Origin of the sequence: Gracilimonas sp., from assembly GCF_040218225.1 — a bacterium.
Classification (GTDB): Bacteria; Bacteroidota; Rhodothermia; order Balneolales; family Balneolaceae; genus Gracilimonas.
The window spans coordinates 75,075-93,346 of the sequence record NZ_JAVJQO010000006.1; the positions used below are offsets into that span (position 1 = coordinate 75,075).

The 18,272-nt window shown below is 43.3% G+C and carries 13 protein-coding genes; 3 read left to right on the forward strand and 10 right to left on the reverse strand.

Annotation, left to right across the window (positions count from 1 at the left end; genetic code table 11):
* Nucleotides 1-94: 94 nt before the first annotated feature.
* The 4 genes from RIB15_RS07550 to RIB15_RS07565 form a co-directional block, all read right to left on the reverse strand.
* On the reverse strand, nucleotides 95-853 hold the full coding sequence (locus RIB15_RS07550) for a DUF4412 domain-containing protein (RefSeq protein ID WP_350201543.1): 759 nt from the start codon (nucleotides 851-853) through the stop codon (nucleotides 95-97).
* A gap of 70 nt (nucleotides 854-923) precedes the next feature.
* Nucleotides 924-2,054 carry a tRNA 2-thiouridine(34) synthase MnmA gene (mnmA, locus tag RIB15_RS07555; RefSeq protein WP_350201544.1) on the reverse strand — a complete coding sequence of 377 codons (1,131 nt, stop codon included), beginning with the start codon at nucleotides 2,052-2,054 and terminating at the stop codon, nucleotides 924-926.
* A 124-nt stretch (nucleotides 2,055-2,178) separates the two neighbouring features.
* Nucleotides 2,179-2,679, reverse strand: coding sequence for an HNH endonuclease (locus tag RIB15_RS07560; protein WP_502881342.1), 501 nt, complete (start codon nucleotides 2,677-2,679; stop codon nucleotides 2,179-2,181).
* A 132-nt stretch (nucleotides 2,680-2,811) separates the two neighbouring features.
* The gene (locus tag RIB15_RS07565; protein WP_350201546.1) at nucleotides 2,812-3,939 is read right to left on the reverse strand and encodes a hypothetical protein; all 1,128 of its coding nucleotides are present in this window, start codon (nucleotides 3,937-3,939) and stop codon (nucleotides 2,812-2,814) included.
* A gap of 382 nt (nucleotides 3,940-4,321) precedes the next feature.
* On the opposite strand from RIB15_RS07565, the gene RIB15_RS07570 reads away from it, so the two are divergent.
* Both RIB15_RS07570 and RIB15_RS07575 read left to right on the forward strand, forming a co-directional pair.
* Nucleotides 4,322-5,626, forward strand: coding sequence for a Glu/Leu/Phe/Val family dehydrogenase (locus tag RIB15_RS07570; protein ID WP_350201547.1), 1,305 nt, complete (start codon nucleotides 4,322-4,324; stop codon nucleotides 5,624-5,626).
* A 3-nt stretch (nucleotides 5,627-5,629) separates the two neighbouring features.
* The gene (locus RIB15_RS07575) at nucleotides 5,630-6,037 is read left to right on the forward strand and encodes an ATP-binding protein (RefSeq protein ID WP_350201548.1); all 408 of its coding nucleotides are present in this window, start codon (nucleotides 5,630-5,632) and stop codon (nucleotides 6,035-6,037) included.
* Between the two features lie 35 nt (nucleotides 6,038-6,072).
* Here RIB15_RS07575 and RIB15_RS07580 read toward each other — a convergent pair whose 3' ends face one another.
* The 6 genes from RIB15_RS07580 to RIB15_RS07605 all read right to left on the reverse strand — a co-directional run bounded on the left by RIB15_RS07580 (nucleotide 6,073) and on the right by RIB15_RS07605 (nucleotide 17,365).
* Nucleotides 6,073-7,401: a TolC family protein gene (locus RIB15_RS07580; protein WP_350201549.1), complete on the reverse strand. Its 1,329-nt coding sequence runs from the start codon at nucleotides 7,399-7,401 to the stop codon at nucleotides 6,073-6,075.
* Between the two features lies 1 nt (nucleotide 7,402).
* Entirely contained in the window at nucleotides 7,403-10,510 is a 3,108-nt protein-coding gene (locus tag RIB15_RS07585; protein ID WP_350201550.1) for an efflux RND transporter permease subunit, read from the reverse strand.
* Nucleotide 10,511: 1 nt separating this feature from the next.
* Nucleotides 10,512-11,576, reverse strand: coding sequence for an efflux RND transporter periplasmic adaptor subunit (locus RIB15_RS07590; RefSeq protein ID WP_350201551.1), 1,065 nt, complete (start codon nucleotides 11,574-11,576; stop codon nucleotides 10,512-10,514).
* 177 nt (nucleotides 11,577-11,753) lie between these two features.
* On the reverse strand, nucleotides 11,754-12,080 hold the full coding sequence (gene trxA, locus RIB15_RS07595; protein ID WP_350201552.1) for a thioredoxin: 327 nt from the start codon (nucleotides 12,078-12,080) through the stop codon (nucleotides 11,754-11,756).
* 180 nt (nucleotides 12,081-12,260) lie between these two features.
* On the reverse strand, nucleotides 12,261-16,475 hold the full coding sequence (gene dnaE, locus RIB15_RS07600; RefSeq protein ID WP_350201553.1) for a DNA polymerase III subunit alpha: 4,215 nt from the start codon (nucleotides 16,473-16,475) through the stop codon (nucleotides 12,261-12,263).
* Between the two features lie 332 nt (nucleotides 16,476-16,807).
* Complete coding sequence (locus RIB15_RS07605) at nucleotides 16,808-17,365, reverse strand: hypothetical protein (RefSeq protein ID WP_350201554.1); 558 nt, start codon at nucleotides 17,363-17,365, stop codon at nucleotides 16,808-16,810.
* A gap of 171 nt (nucleotides 17,366-17,536) precedes the next feature.
* On the opposite strand from RIB15_RS07605, the gene RIB15_RS07610 reads away from it, so the two are divergent.
* Nucleotides 17,537-18,268: a hypothetical protein gene (locus RIB15_RS07610; protein WP_350201555.1), complete on the forward strand. Its 732-nt coding sequence runs from the start codon at nucleotides 17,537-17,539 to the stop codon at nucleotides 18,266-18,268.
* The last annotated feature ends 4 nt before the right edge of the window (nucleotides 18,269-18,272 follow it).

Genomic DNA, 18,272 nt, shown 5'->3' on the forward strand with positions numbered 1-18,272 from the left:
CCTCCAGGTTGCATAAATTATTTCTGCAAAAAAAAGCCCGACACAAAATCTGTACCGGGCTTTTTCAATTTCTGTTACAATCAGGAAAGATTTGTTACTCCATCATCATGCTAAAGATGTATTCCTGAAGGCTTATCAACTTTACGCCGGCTGGCACTTCAACCATTGCCTTGGCAATACTGGAGCGATTCACATTCTTCACATCCATTACAATTTCTCGCTTACCCTCTTCCACAACTTCAATCATCAGCGGGAAGTTCTTGCCTTTAAAAATTACATCCTGTGACATTCCATTAAGCTCTTTGTCGATATCTTTAGGCATTCCTTTCCATGGCTCAGCCAGCATGCCCCAGTTGATGTCTATTCCCGGAGTTAACCAAACGGAAAGATGGCTCTCAGGATTTTCATTACTTTTTATGATCAGCTCCGTGGTTTCATATCCCAGAATGGTTTTAGTACGATCGGTATATTCATATTCGGTGTCTGGTGCTCCTGATGAAGAACTTTCGGAATCTCCTGACCAGCTGGTCAGCATTTCAACAAGAGACTCTATTCCCGACTTGGTAGCCTGCAGAGCTTTATCCTGATCCGTCATAATGATAAAATCCTTCATATCATTTCTGATCAATAAGCCGCCGGCACTAACTTTGCCCATTACCTCCAGGCTTTCTTCTCCCTTAATCATTATGCGGTCTGCAGTCGCATAGAGATTCAATTCACTAACTTCTCTTTGCCCATTATCATCACTGTAAAGGTTTATTTGTATATGACCTTCAAACTGAGCAAAGGCAGACGCCGAATAGAAAGTAGCCATTAAAAATAGCGCGGTACTGAATAGTCGTCTTGTTTTCATAGTAATATTTTTAGGTTTGATAGACGAATTGTTAAACGCTCTAAGGTAAGAGTTGTTTCGTAAGAATATATCAGGCAGGGATTAAATCATCCATGCCCACACTCACTTTCTTAATCCAGCCGCCAGCTACCACATCATCTCCTTCATAACAAACAATAGCCTGTCCCGGAGTGATGGCTTCCCTGCCTGCCGGAAAGTGAACTTTCATTTCATCATCACTGATTTGAGTAAGCTGACCGATGGCTCCATCATCATTATAACGGATTGCTCCGGTGATCTCCATTTCCTTTTCAGGGATTCTGTCATACTTGATCAGATTCATTTCACCGGCAATTAAAGTAGAACTAACTAAATCCTCTTTTTCACCAATAGTGATGGTATTGGTAGCCGGGTTAATGTGAGTCACATACACAGGTTTGCCCATGGCAAGGTCCAATCCACGGCGCTGACCGATGGTATAGAATGGATAGCCTTCATGTTCTCCAACAATGTTTCCGTCCTTATCTACAAACTTACCACCGGAAACCCGCTCTTCAAGACCATCTACACGATCTCTGAGGAATCGCCGGTAATCGTCATCAGGTACAAAGCAGATTTCATAGGAATCGGGTTTGTTGGCTACGTTGAGTAATCCATGATCTTCGGCAATTTGCCGGATTTCAGTTTTTGGATAATTTCCCAACGGAAAGATCGTCCGGGCCAAATGTTTTTGAGCTACTCCCCACAGTGCGTATGACTGATCTTTTTTAGGATCATGTCCTCTTGAAATCACATAACGTCCATTTTCTTCACGGACTTTAGCGTAATGGCCGGTTGCAATGAAATCACATCCCAGGTTGTCTGCTCTTTTGAGCAGTGCCGCCCACTTGATATGAGTATTGCAAAGTACACATGGATTAGGCGTTCTTCCGCCCAGATAATCATCTACAAAGCGATCGATTACCCAATCTCCAAATTCTTCTCGGATATCAACGATAAAATGTTTAAAACCATGATTCACGGCTATGTGACGTGCGTCATTCATAGACTCTACCGTACAGCAACCAGTCTCTTTGTCTGAATTCCCACCACTTCGGTGATAATCCCAGGTTTTCATGGTAATGCCAATCACTTCATAACCCTGTTCCTGCAGCATAACTGCAGCTACGGATGAATCGACACCGCCACTCATGGCTACTAATACTCTGCCTTTCTTACTCATAGATAGGAAGTTTAAAAATACTTCTTGACGTTAAATGAACCTCAAAGATAAGGCTTTTTAAGGACGGTTAACAGAGGAGAAGAATATTGAATATTCAACATTGAATGTTCAATATTGAGATTCCTTAAGTCATGTAGAGATAGGGTTTCCAGGGCTCTTGCACGCCTCCGTTTGAATCGCGGAAGAAAGTAATTGGAATCGGACGGTAAGGTTTTTTCTTAAGCGGCATTCGGGCTTCCTTAGGCGTTCGGTTTCCTTTGTGCACATTACACTTGTCACAGGCTGTGGTCAGGTTTTCCCAGGTATCTTTTCCGCCCCGGCTTTTGGGGATAATATGGTCAATGGTTAAATCGGACTTCTTGCCACAATACTGGCAGGTGAAGTCATCACGCCGCATTACATTTCTGCGGGACAGTACAATTTTACTGTAAGGAACCCGGATGTAGCTCCTGAGCCGTATTACAGAAGGAAACTGAAATGATTCCCTTGGAGTACGCACTTCTTTATCCGGATCATCGTGAAGCAACTCTGCTTTTTCAAGAAAAATCAGCTTCATAGACCGCTGTACTGAACAAATACTCAGCGGCTGGTAGTCTTGATTTAAAACTAGCACATTAGCGTTCATAGTGCATCCGGTTTAAATTCTGTTGATGATATTCTGGTTTTAATTTCCATGAAGAATGCAGAATATGAAACAAAAAAAAGGCGTGCTCACTGATGTAAGCACGCCTTAGTATGAGGTATTTGCCTTTAAATATCAATAGCCAATCATGCCTAAGAGTTGGTCACGAACTTCATCATTGATTGAAATAGCCAACACTATCGACACTGCCAGACCAATTAAGGCGTAACTCAGATCTTTAAATGCCATACCAAACACCTTACCCATCGGTCTGCCCTGCTCTTTACCATCCATGATGCTCATCCCGATTTCTCGTCCGGCCAACAGCCCAAGAAATACCCAGGTCGTACTCATAGGCACCGTGCTTACAGTGAGCTTATAGACGAGCAGAATAGCATATACAAAATCAATAATGGTGGCCGATCGTACATCAGAAACGCGCGACTTCTCGGTAACAATTTCCTGTATTTTATCTCCCCTTAAATAGAACAGTAGTCCAAGTCCAAAGAAAATAAAGAGAGCAAAACCAAGGAACTGAGTGAAGTCAAGCGAACGTGGCAGGTATACGGCTATATTAGCTGCATCCTGCATGACCCAAACGGCCCAAAGCGTACCGGAAATAATCCACTGCAGAGGCATCCAGAATTTCTTAGGCTCACCATTAAATTTCTTTTCCACGGTATTTGTAACCACCAGCCAAACTACCAAACCTGTAATAAGAGCTAACCCATATCCCTGTAAACTCTTGCCGAGCACAGAGGTGATTCCCTCTGCAGAAGTGGCAAAACAGCTTAGCAACAGGAAGGTTGTTGAAACCGGCATCCGCATCCGGGTAAGGATCAACAAAAATACCGGAGCAGCTACCTGCAGAAATGAAAACTCAGTTGGTGCATCAGCAAAACCTTTCGAGGTAAGTCGCTGATACGTTACATCCCCGTCGAAGATATACCAGCTTACTGAAACAGTGACAAGGAAAATACCTCCGATCCAGAGCCAGAGCATCCACCATTTTTTATCCATGTTGGAAGCCAGAAAAGTCCCGATAGTTTGAATACTATCGTTGGCAATAGCTGAATAACCGGCGAATATAAAACCAACCCACATGGCCAGTTCTGCGTAAGGAAAAACAACACCGGAGATAAAAAAGAACAGACCGATCAGGCCAATAAAAATTCGTTCCTGCTTAATTACATCGTAAAAGCCCGTCGGAATCAGGCGTTCTATCGGGCTTTGCTCACTTTCGTTAGACTGTGTATTAGACATTGATAAAATTTAGTGTGCTGAAGATTTGCCCAAGGGTACTAAGCGCATGTTAAGACAGTGTTACGAGAAGCTAAATTCCCCAATACTTAACAATTTTATAACAATGGAAACTTTAGGAACTAAGAGCTTGAAAATCAGTATTCCTTGATACCAATCGCCGATGAATCTAAAGCGGGCTAGAATTTATATGCTGATTTTCTTTAATAAATTCATCAATAAATGTAATGATAGGAAGACGATAAAAACTCCCGAAGTTTCATTTCTGATTCTGCCAAAATTTCATCGTCTTTTTTCTATAAAGTTATACTTGTTTTCGATATTCCTTTTATATTTGGAACCGCTTTTTTGAGCGATTCAGCAACAAAAACATCAAATACAGACGATGTCCACAAAAGACTCTATTACCAGCGGCTACTATAAAGAACCTGTTCCTCACATTGCTCACGACTCTCCCTTTGCTTCCATGATGGAGCGCTTTCGGTTTGCAGCTGAAATTCTCGATTTAGACGACGGCGTTTTTAAATATTTATCCAGTCCCGAAAAGGTGGTGGTGGTTTCCATTCCGGTAACCATGGACGATGGACGTATTGAAGTATTTGAAGGTTATCGTGTAATTCACAACAGTATTTTAGGGCCTTCCAAAGGTGGAATTCGTTATTCCGAAGATGTCACCATCGACGAGGTAAAAGCTCTCGCAGCCTGGATGACCTGGAAGTGTGCCTGCGTAAATGTTCCCTTTGGTGGAGCAAAAGGTGGCGTTCGGGTAAACCCAAAGAACTTGTCACAGTCTGAACTTGAAAGACTAACCCGGCGGTATACCGCCAATATGCTGGATGTATTTGGCCCGGATCGTGATATCCCGGCTCCTGACATGAACACCAACGAACAGGTGATGGCATGGATCATGGATACCTACAGCATGAAACAGAAGAAAACAGAAAATGCTGTTGTAACCGGAAAGCCTATTATTCTTGGTGGTTCCAAAGGACGTAAGGAAGCCACTGGCCGTGGAGTAGTAACTTGTACGCTTGCGGCTTTAGGCAAACTTCGCATCTCCCCCAGCAATACCACCGTGGTAGTTCAAGGATTTGGAAACGTAGGTTCTGTGTCTGCGCAGCTTATGTACGAGCAAGGTGCTGAAGTAATTGCTATCAGTGATATTAGCGGTGGCTACTACAATAAGAATGGAATTGATATTGAAGAAGCGATCCGGTATTCCCAAACCCACGGCAATTCTTTGGAGGGTTTTGAAGGCGCCGAACCCATTAGCAATCAGCAGTTATTGGAGCTCGAATGCGATGTACTGATTCCCGCAGCTAAAGAAGATCAAATCAATAAAGACAACGCCCCTAAAATAAACGCCAAAATTATAGCTGAAGGTGCCAACGGTCCGGTTACTGCGAATGCCGATAAAATCCTGGAAGAGAAAGGAATTATGGTAATTCCGGATATTCTCGCAAATGCCGGTGGTGTTACCGTTTCCTATTTTGAATGGGTACAGGATCGTCACGGTTATTTCTGGACCGAAGAGCGTGTTAACCGACGCCTGAACAGAATGATGAGAGAATCATTTGACAACTTGTTTATGGTGAGTGAAAAGTATAGTATTACGCTCCGTCAAGCGGCTTATGTGTATGCCATCGACCGGGTGGCAACAACGCTGAAACTGCGTGGTATTTATGCTTAGCGAATGAAATTATTACAGACACTTACACTACAATCTACCTACGAAGAAGTTGAGAAAGTCGAGCACATGCTTTCGGCGCTTCAGGAAGAACTCGGCTTTAACGATGAATTTTATGCCCGGCTAATGCTTACCGTTTCGGAGGCTGCCACCAATGGCATTGTTCATGGAAATAAGCTGGATGAATCCAAGACTGTGACCATTAAAGCCTACACTGATAATGGTAAGCTTATCTTTGATTCTAAAGATCAGGGAAATGGTTTTGATCCTGAATCTATTCCGAATCCCCTTGCTGAAGAAAATCTGCTAAAACCAAGTGGGCGCGGAGTTTTTCTGATGGAAGAATATGCCGATGAGGTTTCTTATTCTGAGAATGGAACCCGGTTAAAACTGGTCTTTACTTTACCTGGCTGAATGTAGCTGTAGTGAACTTCCTGATTTATCCTCTCCTACTCGGATCTCGATAACAGTCTGCCACTAAGTCTGAGCAATTCTGTTTCCGCAGATTTCGCCTCAATTTGAGCCGCTATCAACCGATTCTCTGCATTTAGCAAGCTTTGCTGCGCCTCACGTAACTCTACCGAATTTATAGTTCCTAACCGAAAGCGCTCTAATGCTATCTCCTGGCTTTGTTGGGCATATTGAAGATTTTCTTCTTCCAACTCAATGAGTGATAAAGCATCACTATACTGTGCATAAATCTGCCGGATTTGTGAAGTTACCCGAAAGCGAACTTCCTCAAGTTGCAACTCCTGATTCTTTTTTGTGATCTGTGCATTTTGCCGGCGTCGACTTTTATTCATTCCGTCGAACAGATTAATTCGTGCAGTCACTCCATAGTTAAATCCACTTGTTTCGGTGAAATCAGCAAACCCACTGCTGGCTTCCGTGCGCTGATAACCATACCCACCATTCAGGCTAATCTGAGGGAAAAACTCTCCGGTTATTTCACGAACCTCAGCTTCAGCTGCATCCTGATTTAATCGTGCTATCTGCAGCTCACTATTCTGTTGCAAAGCTTCTTCAATTAGTGGAGGCAGTCGTAGCTTTTCAGCTAATACAATATCATCGCTTACATCATAGCCAGACAAAGTTGTATCTGCCAGAACCTGAGTAAGTAAGATCTTGGCCTGCTTTAAACCAGTCCCGGAACGAATGAGTGCAGCCCGGTCGGCGTTTAAATCAGCACGAGACTGCAAAAGATCATATTTCGATCCAGAGCCCAAGTCAAGCCTTGTTTCCGCAATCCGAATCCTTTCTTGTGATACTTCGACGGTATTTTCTAAAACATGATAAGCGTTCTGTTGCCCTACAATTTGGTAGTAGGTGCTGATGATATCAGCCAATACCTGCTCGAGCTGAAGACGTGCTTCGGTTTCACTGATTTCTTCTTCATAAGAAAGCCGGTCGGAAGTAGCGAACATTGACAAACCATCAAAAATAGTCCATGTCGCGTTCACCCCATAGTTATAGACTGTGGTTCTGGCGTTTTCGTCATTACGATTGGGAATAGCATTTGTCGAATACTCCGCAACGTTGTCTTCTATGCTTTCATTGAAAGTACCATCTGCTGTTATTACAGGTAAGAAACCGGCATTCCCCGGTGAATTATTATTTGATGAAATCCGGACTTCATTTTCAGCTATCCGAATTGCAAAGTTTTTTTCCAGTCCGGTTCTAATCACCTTCTCGATACTCAATGTATCCTGAGCGAGTAAAGAGGGAGTTGAGAATAAAGTGGCACCAATAATCAGTATAAATGCAGATAGTCTTTTCATCTTAAACAGGGGCAGTCTCTAATTCTTTTTCAGCTTTTTTGATGGTTTCTTCATCAATTAAATCATCGTCTGATTTAACTGGCGACAGATATGAATACATGGCCGGAATCACATACAGGGTTAGCAAGCTTCCGATAATCAAACCGCCAATAACGGCAATACCCATAGAGGTTCGGCTTTCAGCGCCGGCTCCCAGTGCCAATGCAATCGGTAAAATCCCGAGCACGGTTGAAATACTGGTCATCAGGATCGGACGGAATCGGGCTGCTGCAGCATCCAGGATCGCATCCATAATTGATAGCCCCTGCCGCTGACGCTGGTTGGCAAATTCAACAATCAAAATTCCATTTTTCGTTACCAAGCCAATCAGCATTATCATCCCGATCTGGCTGAAGATGTTTAGTGACTCATTGAAATACCACATACTAAGTAACGCACCAGCCAAAGCCAGCGGTACTGTTAACATGATGGTAAATGGATCCCGGAAACTCTCGAACTGAGCCGACAATACCAGATAGACCAATGCCAGAGCCAGCAGGAATATAAAGCCAAGACTGGATGAACTCTCCACAAAATCACGGGAAGGTCCGGCAAGGCTTGTTACAAATGTATCATCCAGAACACCTTCTGCAATTTCATCCATTGCTTCAATTCCATCAGCAATGGTATTGCCCGGTGCTAAACTGGCAGAGATAGTCGCTGATGCATAGCGGTTAAATCGATATAACTGTGGCGGACTGCTTTGCTCGGCTACAGTAACGAGGTTATCCAGCTGGATAAGCCGGCCAGCATTATTTCGAACGTAAAGACTTCTTAGGTCAACAGGTTCATTTCGATTGGCCCGACTTACCTGACCGATAACCTGGTATTGCTTTCCATTCATGATAAAGAAGTCGAATCGCTGGCCACTAAGTGAAAGCTGTAAAGTCTCCGCAATATCCCGAACTGAAACGCCTAAATCTTGTGCACGTTCTCTATCGATTGATACCTGCAATTCAGGTTTATTGAATTTCAGGTCCACATCCTGATAAGTAAACGTAGGGTTATTCCGAACTTCTTCCAGAAATCCAGGAATGACTTCCTTGAGTTTTTCGAAATTCTGATTCTGTAGAACGTACTGTACTGGCAAACCACCTCTGCTGCTTCCAATAGTTTGTTCCTGAGATACAAAGGTTTGTGCTCCACTAAGACTGGTAACCAATTCCGTAAGGTGATTGGCCACATCATCCTGTGACCGCTCCCGATCTTCCGGGTCTTCCAAAATCGCAAATGCAAAACCGGAATTCACAGAACTGGATGCACCAAATCCTGGAGACGTCACCGAGATCACCGACTTAGCCTCCGGAACACTATCCTGAACCAGATTAATCAGCCGGTCCATATAATTGTCCATGTATTCATAAGAGGCTCCTTCGGGTGCCTGTGCAAACATTCGTACCCGGCTTCGGTCTTCCAAAGGAGCAATTTCCTGGGGAAGAGTCATCATGAATAAGTAAATCAATCCTCCCGATGCTGCAATAACAAGAAAAGAAACCCATCGGTTGTTCATGAAGGTCTGCAACGAGTTTTTGTAAGCTTTATTCATAGCCAGAAAGAACGGCTCGGTCATCTCATAAAACTTATTATGCCGCTCTCTCTTCTTGAGTAATTTTGTAGAAAGCATTGGGGTAAGTGTCAAAGCCACAAAAGATGAAATAATCACGGCTCCGGCAATTACAATCCCAAACTCTCTAAACAACCGGCCTGTGATTCCACCCAAAAACAGGATGGGCATAAACACGGAAACCAATGCAGCTGAGGTTGCAATAACAGCAAAGAAAATTTCTTTTGAGCCCAGTATACCAGCTATTGTCGGCTCCAGACCCTGCTCAATTTTGGCATAGATATTCTCCAATACCACAATGGCATCATCCACTACCAAACCAATCGCCAGCACGATAGCCAGCAGCGTAAGCACGTTGATGGAGAAGCCTGCCATATACATCACAAAGAAAGCTCCAATCAAAGCAATAGGAATCACTACAACCGGAATAATGGTCGTGCGCCAGTCTCTCAGGAACAGAAAGATAATCGCGATTACCAATAAGAATGCAATGAATATAGTTTGCTGTACTTCATCGATGGAAGCCCGAACATATTCGGTCGTATCAAATCCAATGGCAGTTTCAATATCTGCCGGAAGATCTTGTTCTATTGCTTCTGCCCGGTTATAAAATTCATCGGCTATATCAATCTGATTGGCTCCGGGCTGAGGAACCAAAACCACACCCACCATCGGCACGCCATCACGCTTCAGAATGGTTCTTTCATTTTGAGGTCCCAGTTCGGCATATCCTAAATCCCGAAGCTTGATATTGCTTCCATTTCTCTGGCTAATGATCAGATCATTGAATTCGTCAACGGTGGTCATCCGCCCCATAGTTCTGACGGTAAGTTCAGTCAGATTACCTTCAATTCGGCCAGATGGAAGTTCCACGTTTTCGCTCGCCAGGGAGTTTCGGACATCAAGTGGAGTCAGGTCGTACGCAGCCAGCTTCATAGGATCTAACCAAAGGCGCATCGAGTAGGTTTTATCACCCCATATTTGAACGCTGCTTACACCGTCAATCGTTTGAACCCGCTCTTTAAAATAGTTGATCGCCACATCTGTCAGTTGCAACAGATTCCGTGAATCACTTTTGATATTAAAAAAGAGAATGGGGCGGGCATCAGCATCCGCTTTGGAAACAACAGGCGGATCTGCATCCGGAGGCAGATTTCCTACTGCTCTGGATACTCTGGCCCTCACATCGTTGGCAGCCGTTTCAAGGTCTACTTCCAGGTTAAATTCTACAGTAACCGTACTCCGGCCTTCACGGCTAACCGATGTCAGGTTTTTAATACCGGCAATCCCGTTTATTTCTTCTTCGAGCGGCTCTGTAATCTGGGACTCAATCACCTCAGCATTTGCCCCGATGTAAGATGTACTTACGGTAACAATGGGCGGATCTACAGCCGGATATTCGCGCACGGGCAGGTAGTTAAAGGATATTATCCCAAACAAAATAATGACAATCGAAAAAACGGTAGCCAATACCGGCCGGCGAATACTTAGTGATGATAAACTCATATTACTCCGTTTCTACGTTTCCGATGTTCACAGCCATACCCGGACGAACCTGGAGTAAGCCGGTTGTAAGTACCGTATCGCCTGCTGCTACACCTTCCGTGATTTGTACTTTGGTTTCATTCCTGAGTCCCGTTTGTACCGACTTTGGCTGAACAGTTCCATTTTCAACTACATACACTTTTTGTCCCTGCAGTTCAGGAACCAGCGAGATGGATGGAACCATCATGGCATTATTAATAGTAGAAAGCGTGAGTTCAAGATCTGCAAAAGCGCCCGGCAACAACTGACCTCCTGTATTCGGGCTTTTAGCTCTTACCTGCAACGACCGGGTTTCTGTATCAATTCTGGGTTCTTTGGCATATACATTTGCCGTTAGCGTTTTCGGCATTCCCGATACCGTAAATTCTACTTTATTGCCCACTTCGACCATTGCAGCGTATCGTTCGGGAATAGAAAAATCAATTTTGATAGGATCAATATCCTGTAAAGTAGCAATTCGGGTGCTCGGGGTGATGTAGCTGCCATCACTCACATACTTCAGACCAATTTTCCCGGAGAAAGGAGCGCGGATTTCAGTCTTGGCAATCTGAGCTTCTATAAGCGCTACTTCTGCCCGAAGTACATTTACCTCGTTCAGCGTAGCATCGTACTCTTCCTGACTAATTCCTCCCTTTTCGAGTAGCTGAGTCTGCCTTTTTTCACGGTCTTCAGCCAGATTGAGCCTGAAATCGGCACGATTCAACTGAGCTCTCAGCTCGCTATCATTTATTTTGATGAGTAACTCTCCTTTTTCAACCGACTGACCTTCTTTAAGGTAAATCTCTTCGATCAAACCTGAGCTTTCACTGGCCAGCTCTACTTCTTCATTGGCAAGAAGGGTACCGGTGGTAAAGATATTGTCTTCAATAGTATCGGGCTGAACAACATAGACATCAACAGATAGCGGGCTATTCCGGGAATTGTTTGATGCTGTATTATTTGAGGAGCCTGATATTCCCTCTAACTTTGGATAGGCCAATAAACCCAGGGCAATCAGTATGCCTGCTATGATAAGTATGCGTTTCATTTATTCTGACTGAAAATTTAAAATGGGATGCTAAAGTTAACCTTTGTACAGGTTTTAGCATTCTGTTTTCTTGAAAAGCCTTGTAAAAAAATATACCAGGTTCCTACACTGAATTACATAAAAAAAGCGATGCAGGGATCTTCCCACATCGCTTCCGATAATCAAATACAAATACGTTTAAGCTACCTGAGCTTCCAGCTGCTTGCTTAGGTGAGATTTAGGAACGGCTCCTACTATTTGATCCACAACTTCACCATCTTTGAAAATCAGCAAAGAAGGAATACTGCGGATACCATACTTCACGGAAACTTCCGGATTACTATCCACATCCACTTTTCCAATTTTAGCTTTTCCTTCATATTCACCGGCCAATTCTTCTACAATAGGACCTATCATTCGGCATGGTCCACACCATTCAGCCCAAAAATCAACCAAAACAGGTTTGTCTGATTTCAGCACTTCTTCATCAAAATTGGAGTCGGTTAACTCGATTGGTTTTGACATAATATTTCTTTCTTTATTGAGTGTTCATCAATTTTCAACAAATATCGGAATAATTCATTCAACATTACACATTCTTTTAAATTATTGGGTTAATAGCGGGGGTTTATGAGTTGAGGGTTTTGTCTTACTGGTTGCTGGTTACTGGTTACTGGTTACTGGTTACTGGTTACTGGAAAGATATCAGCTTCCATGCACCAGCTGCACTGCTTCTTCTCCCAACACATCGCGTAAACCCCGCAGTAAATCATCATTTGGTTCCACTACAAAATTCCGGACGTTCATCTTAATCGGAGCAGTGGCTTCCTCACTGTGAACCGCAAGTTTAACCTGTGTGCTTCCCTTGTTAATGGAGAACAATGTTTCAATTTGTTTGAGATGGTCTTTCTGTAAATCAGATGTCTTCAGGCTGATCCTTAAATTCAGCTGTTCCTGGAATTTCTCCCGCAGGTTCTCTACCCGTTCAAAAGAGTTGGCAATTACTTTCGGCTGACCGCTTCGCGTATCTACGGTTCCATCTATAAATAAGACATTATCCGTTTGAAGTAATCCCATGTACTGATCATAGGTTGAACTGAAGGCAATCACTTCGGTGGAATTGTTCAGATCTTCTACCTGCAGAAAGGCAAAAGGACGGCCTTTTTTATCCGTGACTCTTTTCACACCGGTAATTATGGCGATGAACCGGATATCCTGCCGGTCTCTCATCTGACCAAAAACTTCATCGCTGAGATTTTGCTTACCAAATAACCGGATTTCTTCTTTGAACCGGCTCAGCGGATGCCCACTCAGGTAAAACCCAATCAAATCTCTTTCTTTATTGAGCCGTTCGATTTGAGTCCATGGTTTCACTTCTTGCAGTTTGGGTTCCTGTAAAGCGGCGCTACCACTATCTCCGCCAAAAAGATTACCCTGGTTCAATCGAATTTCTTCCTGTTTGCGAACCGCATATGCCAGGATATCTTCCAGTGAATGATGGAGTTGTGCCCGGTTGGGATTCAGCGTATCAAAAGCGCCGGCGATAATTAAACTCTCCAGAGTTTTACGGTTGCAGACTTTAAGGTCAACCCGGGTGGCAAAATCAAAAATGGAGGTAAAATCCTCGTTCTCTTCGCGTTCCTCTACAATATGCTGAATAGCGGAAGAGCCCACCCCTTTGATGGCTGACATTCCATATTGAACACGTCCTTCTTTAGGCCGGAATTTACCCCAGGCCGTATTGATATTCGGGGGATCAACCGGGATGTTCATGCGTTGACATTCTTCAATAAAAGCAGACACCTTATCGATGTTGCTCATATTATGGGTCATCACCGCAGCCATGTATTCTGCCGGATAATTGGCTTTAAAATACATAGTGTGATAAGCCACTACCGAATAAGCCGCAGAGTGTGACTTGTTGAATCCGTAGCCCGCAAACATGGCCATCTTATCGAAAACCTGCTTGGCTGTTTGCTTATCATATCCTTTTTCAACAGCCTGATTTACAAATTTCTCTTCTTCAGGCGGCAGGAGTTCCGGTTTCTTCTTACCCATAATCCGGCGAAGTACATCCGCTTCACCAAGCGAGTAGCCACCCATTCGCTGCGCTACCTTCATGATCTGCTCCTGGTAAATCATGATACCATAGGTCGGCTCCAGCAGCTCTACTAAATCTTCATGATCGTATTCTACCTTCTCGCGACCATGTTTACGTTCGATATAATCCGGGATGAACTGCATGGGGCCCGGACGGTACAAGGCATTCATGGCAATCAAATCATTGAGACTGGTCGGCTTCAGGTTCTTGAGGTGCTTCCGCATCCCGTCACTCTCAAACTGGAAAATACCGGCCGTTCCACCCTGCTGAAATACTTTATAGGTAGCTTCATCATCCAGTGGAATATCATCCAGATTGTATTCCTTACCATAATTCTCTTTCACATAACCGATGGCTGTTTTCAGAATGGACAGGGTTTTCAGTCCCAGAAAGTCCATCTTCAGCATACCGGCATTTTCAATCACACTGCCGTCAAACTGAGTCACATACAGATCGGCATCTTTGGCCGTACTGACTGGAATATATTCCGTCAATTTATCCGGAGCGATGATAACACCGGCGGCATGAATACCGGTATTACGTACTGAGCCTTCCAGAACATAGGCCATTCGCAGCGTTTCCGCTTCCAGTCCTTCGCCGTCGCGGATATCCCTGAGTTCTTTTACTTCAGAGAAAGCATCATCGAGAGAAGTGCCCGGTCGTTCCGGAACCAATTTGGCAATCCGATCGGCATCAGCAAGTGGTAAATCAAGTACACGGGCTACATCCCGGACCGAAGAACGGGCTGCCATCGAACCAAAAGTGATAATATGCGCTACCTGATCTTTGCCGTACTTATTCACCACATATTCGATAACCCGCTGTCGGCCATCATCATCAAAATCAATATCAATATCAGGCATTGACACACGTTCCGGGTTCAGGAAACGCTCAAAAAGCAGATCGTACTGCAGCGGATCGATATTGGTGATTCCCGTACAATAGGCTACCACCGAACCCGCAGCCGAACCCCGGCCCGGACCTACATAAACACCCATGTCGCGGGCAGCAGCAATGAAATCCTGTACAATCAGGAAGTAGCCGGCAAAGCCCATTTCTTCAATAATACCCAGCTCAAGCTCAATACGTTCTTCCACCTCCTCGGTCATTTCTTCATAGCGAGGTTTGGCTCCTTCATAGGTGAGGTGACGCAGGTAAGCATCTTCGGTATCGAAACCTTCCGGGAGCTCAAAGTTGGGCAAAATTACATCCCGCTCCAGCTTAATCGGCTCAATTTTATCGACAATTTCCTGGGTGCTCTCAATGGCAGACGGCATATCCGCAAAGAGTTCCTTCATCTGGTCTTGCGTCTTGAAGTAGAACTCGTCGTTCGGGAACCCATAGCGGTAACCACGGCCTCTCCCTTTGGGTGTGCTCATCAGCTCGCCGTCATCAATACAAATCAACGCATCATGAGCTTTGGCGTCTTCCTCTTCCAGGTAAAACACGTTGTTCGTGGCAACCAGCTTCACCCCATACTTCTCAGAGTAGGATTTAAAGACGTCATTCACCCTTTTCTCTTCTTCCAGGCCGTGATTCAGCACTTCCAGATAGAAATCATCCCCGAATGTTTCCATCCACCACTGCAATTCTTCCTCAGCAAACTCTTCTCCTTTATTCAGGATCAGGTCGGCCAGCCAGCCACGCACGCCCCCACTCAGGCAAATTACATCCTCGGCATATTTAGCAATGACCTCTTTATCAATTCGGGGATATTTGTAGTAATACCCTTCCGTAAAACCAATAGAACTTAGCTTGGACAGATTTTTATACCCGTTTTTGTTTTTGGCAAACATCGGGATTTGATAGCGCCGGTCTTTGTTATCGCGGGTGAATTTTTTCTGAAGCCGGTCTTCCACCACATAAAATTCACAGCCAATGACAGGCTTAATATCTTCGGCGTGAGCTGCAGCTGCAAAAGCAAAAGCTCCGTACATATTTCCGAGATCGGCGAGTCCCACTGCCGACATCCCCTCAGCCTTTGCTTTAGCCACCAATTCTTTGATGCCAGCCGTGGCCTGAAGCACCGAAAACTTGGAATGATTGTGAAGATGGGTGAAGGTAGCCTTCTCAATCAGCTCAGCGTCAACGCCGTCTTGATCTCCACTTTTTTTTTGAGCCGCTTTTTCTTCGTCGGTTTGCTTGGTCTTAAAGCGGGACGGGGAAACGAGATCAATGTATTCTTCCCGTTTTATATAACTCTGCGAAGACTCATACAGCTTCGCATCCATGGGGAAGTTGATTTTCGTAGCTCCAATCCTGACCATTTCCAGGAAACAACGGGCGGTAGCCTCTACATCTGCTGCTGCATCATGGGCGTCTTCAAAGCCTTTATCAAACAACGCATGGTGCAATTCCCCAAGCGAAGGCCATTTGTAATTTCCGCCTCGTCCGCCTTCAATTTTAGCTACATCCGTGCCGTCATCTTTGGTATCAATCTTGGGCTTGTCGATAATGGCAGAAGGTATCTTTTTACGAAGATATTCCGCTCCCATAATCTTCTCATCAAAGCTGACATTATGGCCAATCAGAAAATGCGCCCTGTTGATGTCCTTGGAAAATTCCTTCAGCACAAACTCAAGCTCCACCCCTTCCTCATTTGCACGTTCAGTGGAAATCCCGTGTATTTTTTCGGAGTTGAAAGGAATGGTAAATCCTTCCGGCTTTACAATATGATTACCGCTGTTGATGAGCTTGCCAGTGTGGTCGTGAAGTTGCCATGCAAGCTGAACTAACCGGGGCCAGTTATCCAAATCAGTGATGGGCGCTGAAAAGTCGTTCGGTAAACCGGTGGTCTCGGTATCAAATATTAAATACATCTACAAGATTTAAAGCTGTTAATCTCTTTCCTTAATACAATGAATATACTGTTCTGTTTAACCCTTCACATATTTAATTTTCCACAGATTTTGAACAGTCAAAAAATGATTGATAAAGCTCCCCGAATACGACCTTAGGCTCTCCCTTTTTTATTTCATAAGTATAGAATCCCGGTTCTAATACTTCACTATCCGAATAGTAATAGTAATCCAGGTCATGATTCCAATTAAATACATGTTCTTCTTGTAATTCAATGAACAATCCCCGGGGGGTATCAAAAGCAAAATGAGTTGTTATATAAGGTGTTGCCTCACCAGTTTCTACTGGTTCATCAAATAAGAAAACTTCTTTTTTTTACTGATAATCTGCTTAATAGATTGTTTGGGTCTTTAGGTCTCTCCTGGTCTAGCGTCATAGTAATACTATTCAGTTTAAGATCAGTATTATTTCTGATTCGAATCCGAATAGAATCAATTGTATTTCCAGATTCAGGTGTTACAGATTCAGAATATAAGTTCACTGAATTTTTCAGCGTAAGGCTATAGGTTCCCTCAGTCAATGGAGAATCAAATTCACCAAAACTAATATACTCATGAAGTGAAGAGTTACTTTTTTTGGGCCATTCTATAACAGCCTGCTTTGTTGTTTCTTCAATTTGAAAAAAGTCGGAAACAGAATTACTAGCTAAATATCCCAAATCATAATAAAGAGTATCCTCAGATCCATCATCTGCTTCTGAAATAAAACGAAGTGACTGAGCCTCTATGTCAACTGATCCACAATTTTTAATCTCTAACTTATATTCTTCTTTATTGGAATTGACTGAACACCCAACCATCAGTAAAGCAACCAGTGTTATCACTACAAATGTATATGTATTATCGAACATAATTTTTCTTTAATTGAACGAACATAAAATAAACAAAAATTGGTATTTAAACAGAGACCTTAACCAGCCACATTTACTTCAATCCGGGCAATATCTAAAGATTAATTTTTTGACTTTTTGAGGCTAATATTCGATATATATGTCTAACTGTTATTAAAATCCCGGTCAATTATGAAATTACTTAAGAAAAATATCGTCTTTCTTCTGATGCTTTCAGGTTTCTTCTCTCTTAATACCACTGATGAACTTTTAGCTCAGACTGATGAAGCCAGCAAAGCTCAATATGCTATCTGGCGTGGAAATACCAGCGTAATGCAGACTAAGAATGATGAAGTACGTGGATCTCAGTTCTACAATGACGAGTGGAAATCAGGAAAAGTCATCTTCAGAGATAAAACTGTATCAGATGAACTCCCCCTTAAATACAACTCGTATGAGAACCTGCTCATCTTTAAAGATGGTGAACTCATGCGTGTATTTGAGCCTACGGATATTCAGGGATTCATTTTTTTGAATGAAAAAGGAGAGGTAACTGAACGATTTATGAATGGGATATATGAAAAAGAATATGACATTCAGCCTACCCAACTTTTACGCGTTATTTATAATGGAGACACCAAACTCCTTGCCAAACACAAAATTTTCTTCTCCAAAAATGCCGGCCGTGATCCTTTCAGTAACGTTTCTTACAGCGAGTTTAAAGAAAAGACTGATTATTTCATTCTCCAGCAAAACGGAGATGTGAAAGAAACCCGTATTCGGCAAAAGAATCTAATTCGTGATTTAGCTAATCATAAAAAAGAACTTAAAGAATTCGTCAAGTCTTCGGATATGAAGGTTAAATCAGAAAAAGAAGCTATAGCCCTTTTAAATTTCTATGACCAATTGGGAAGCGCTCAATAATAAT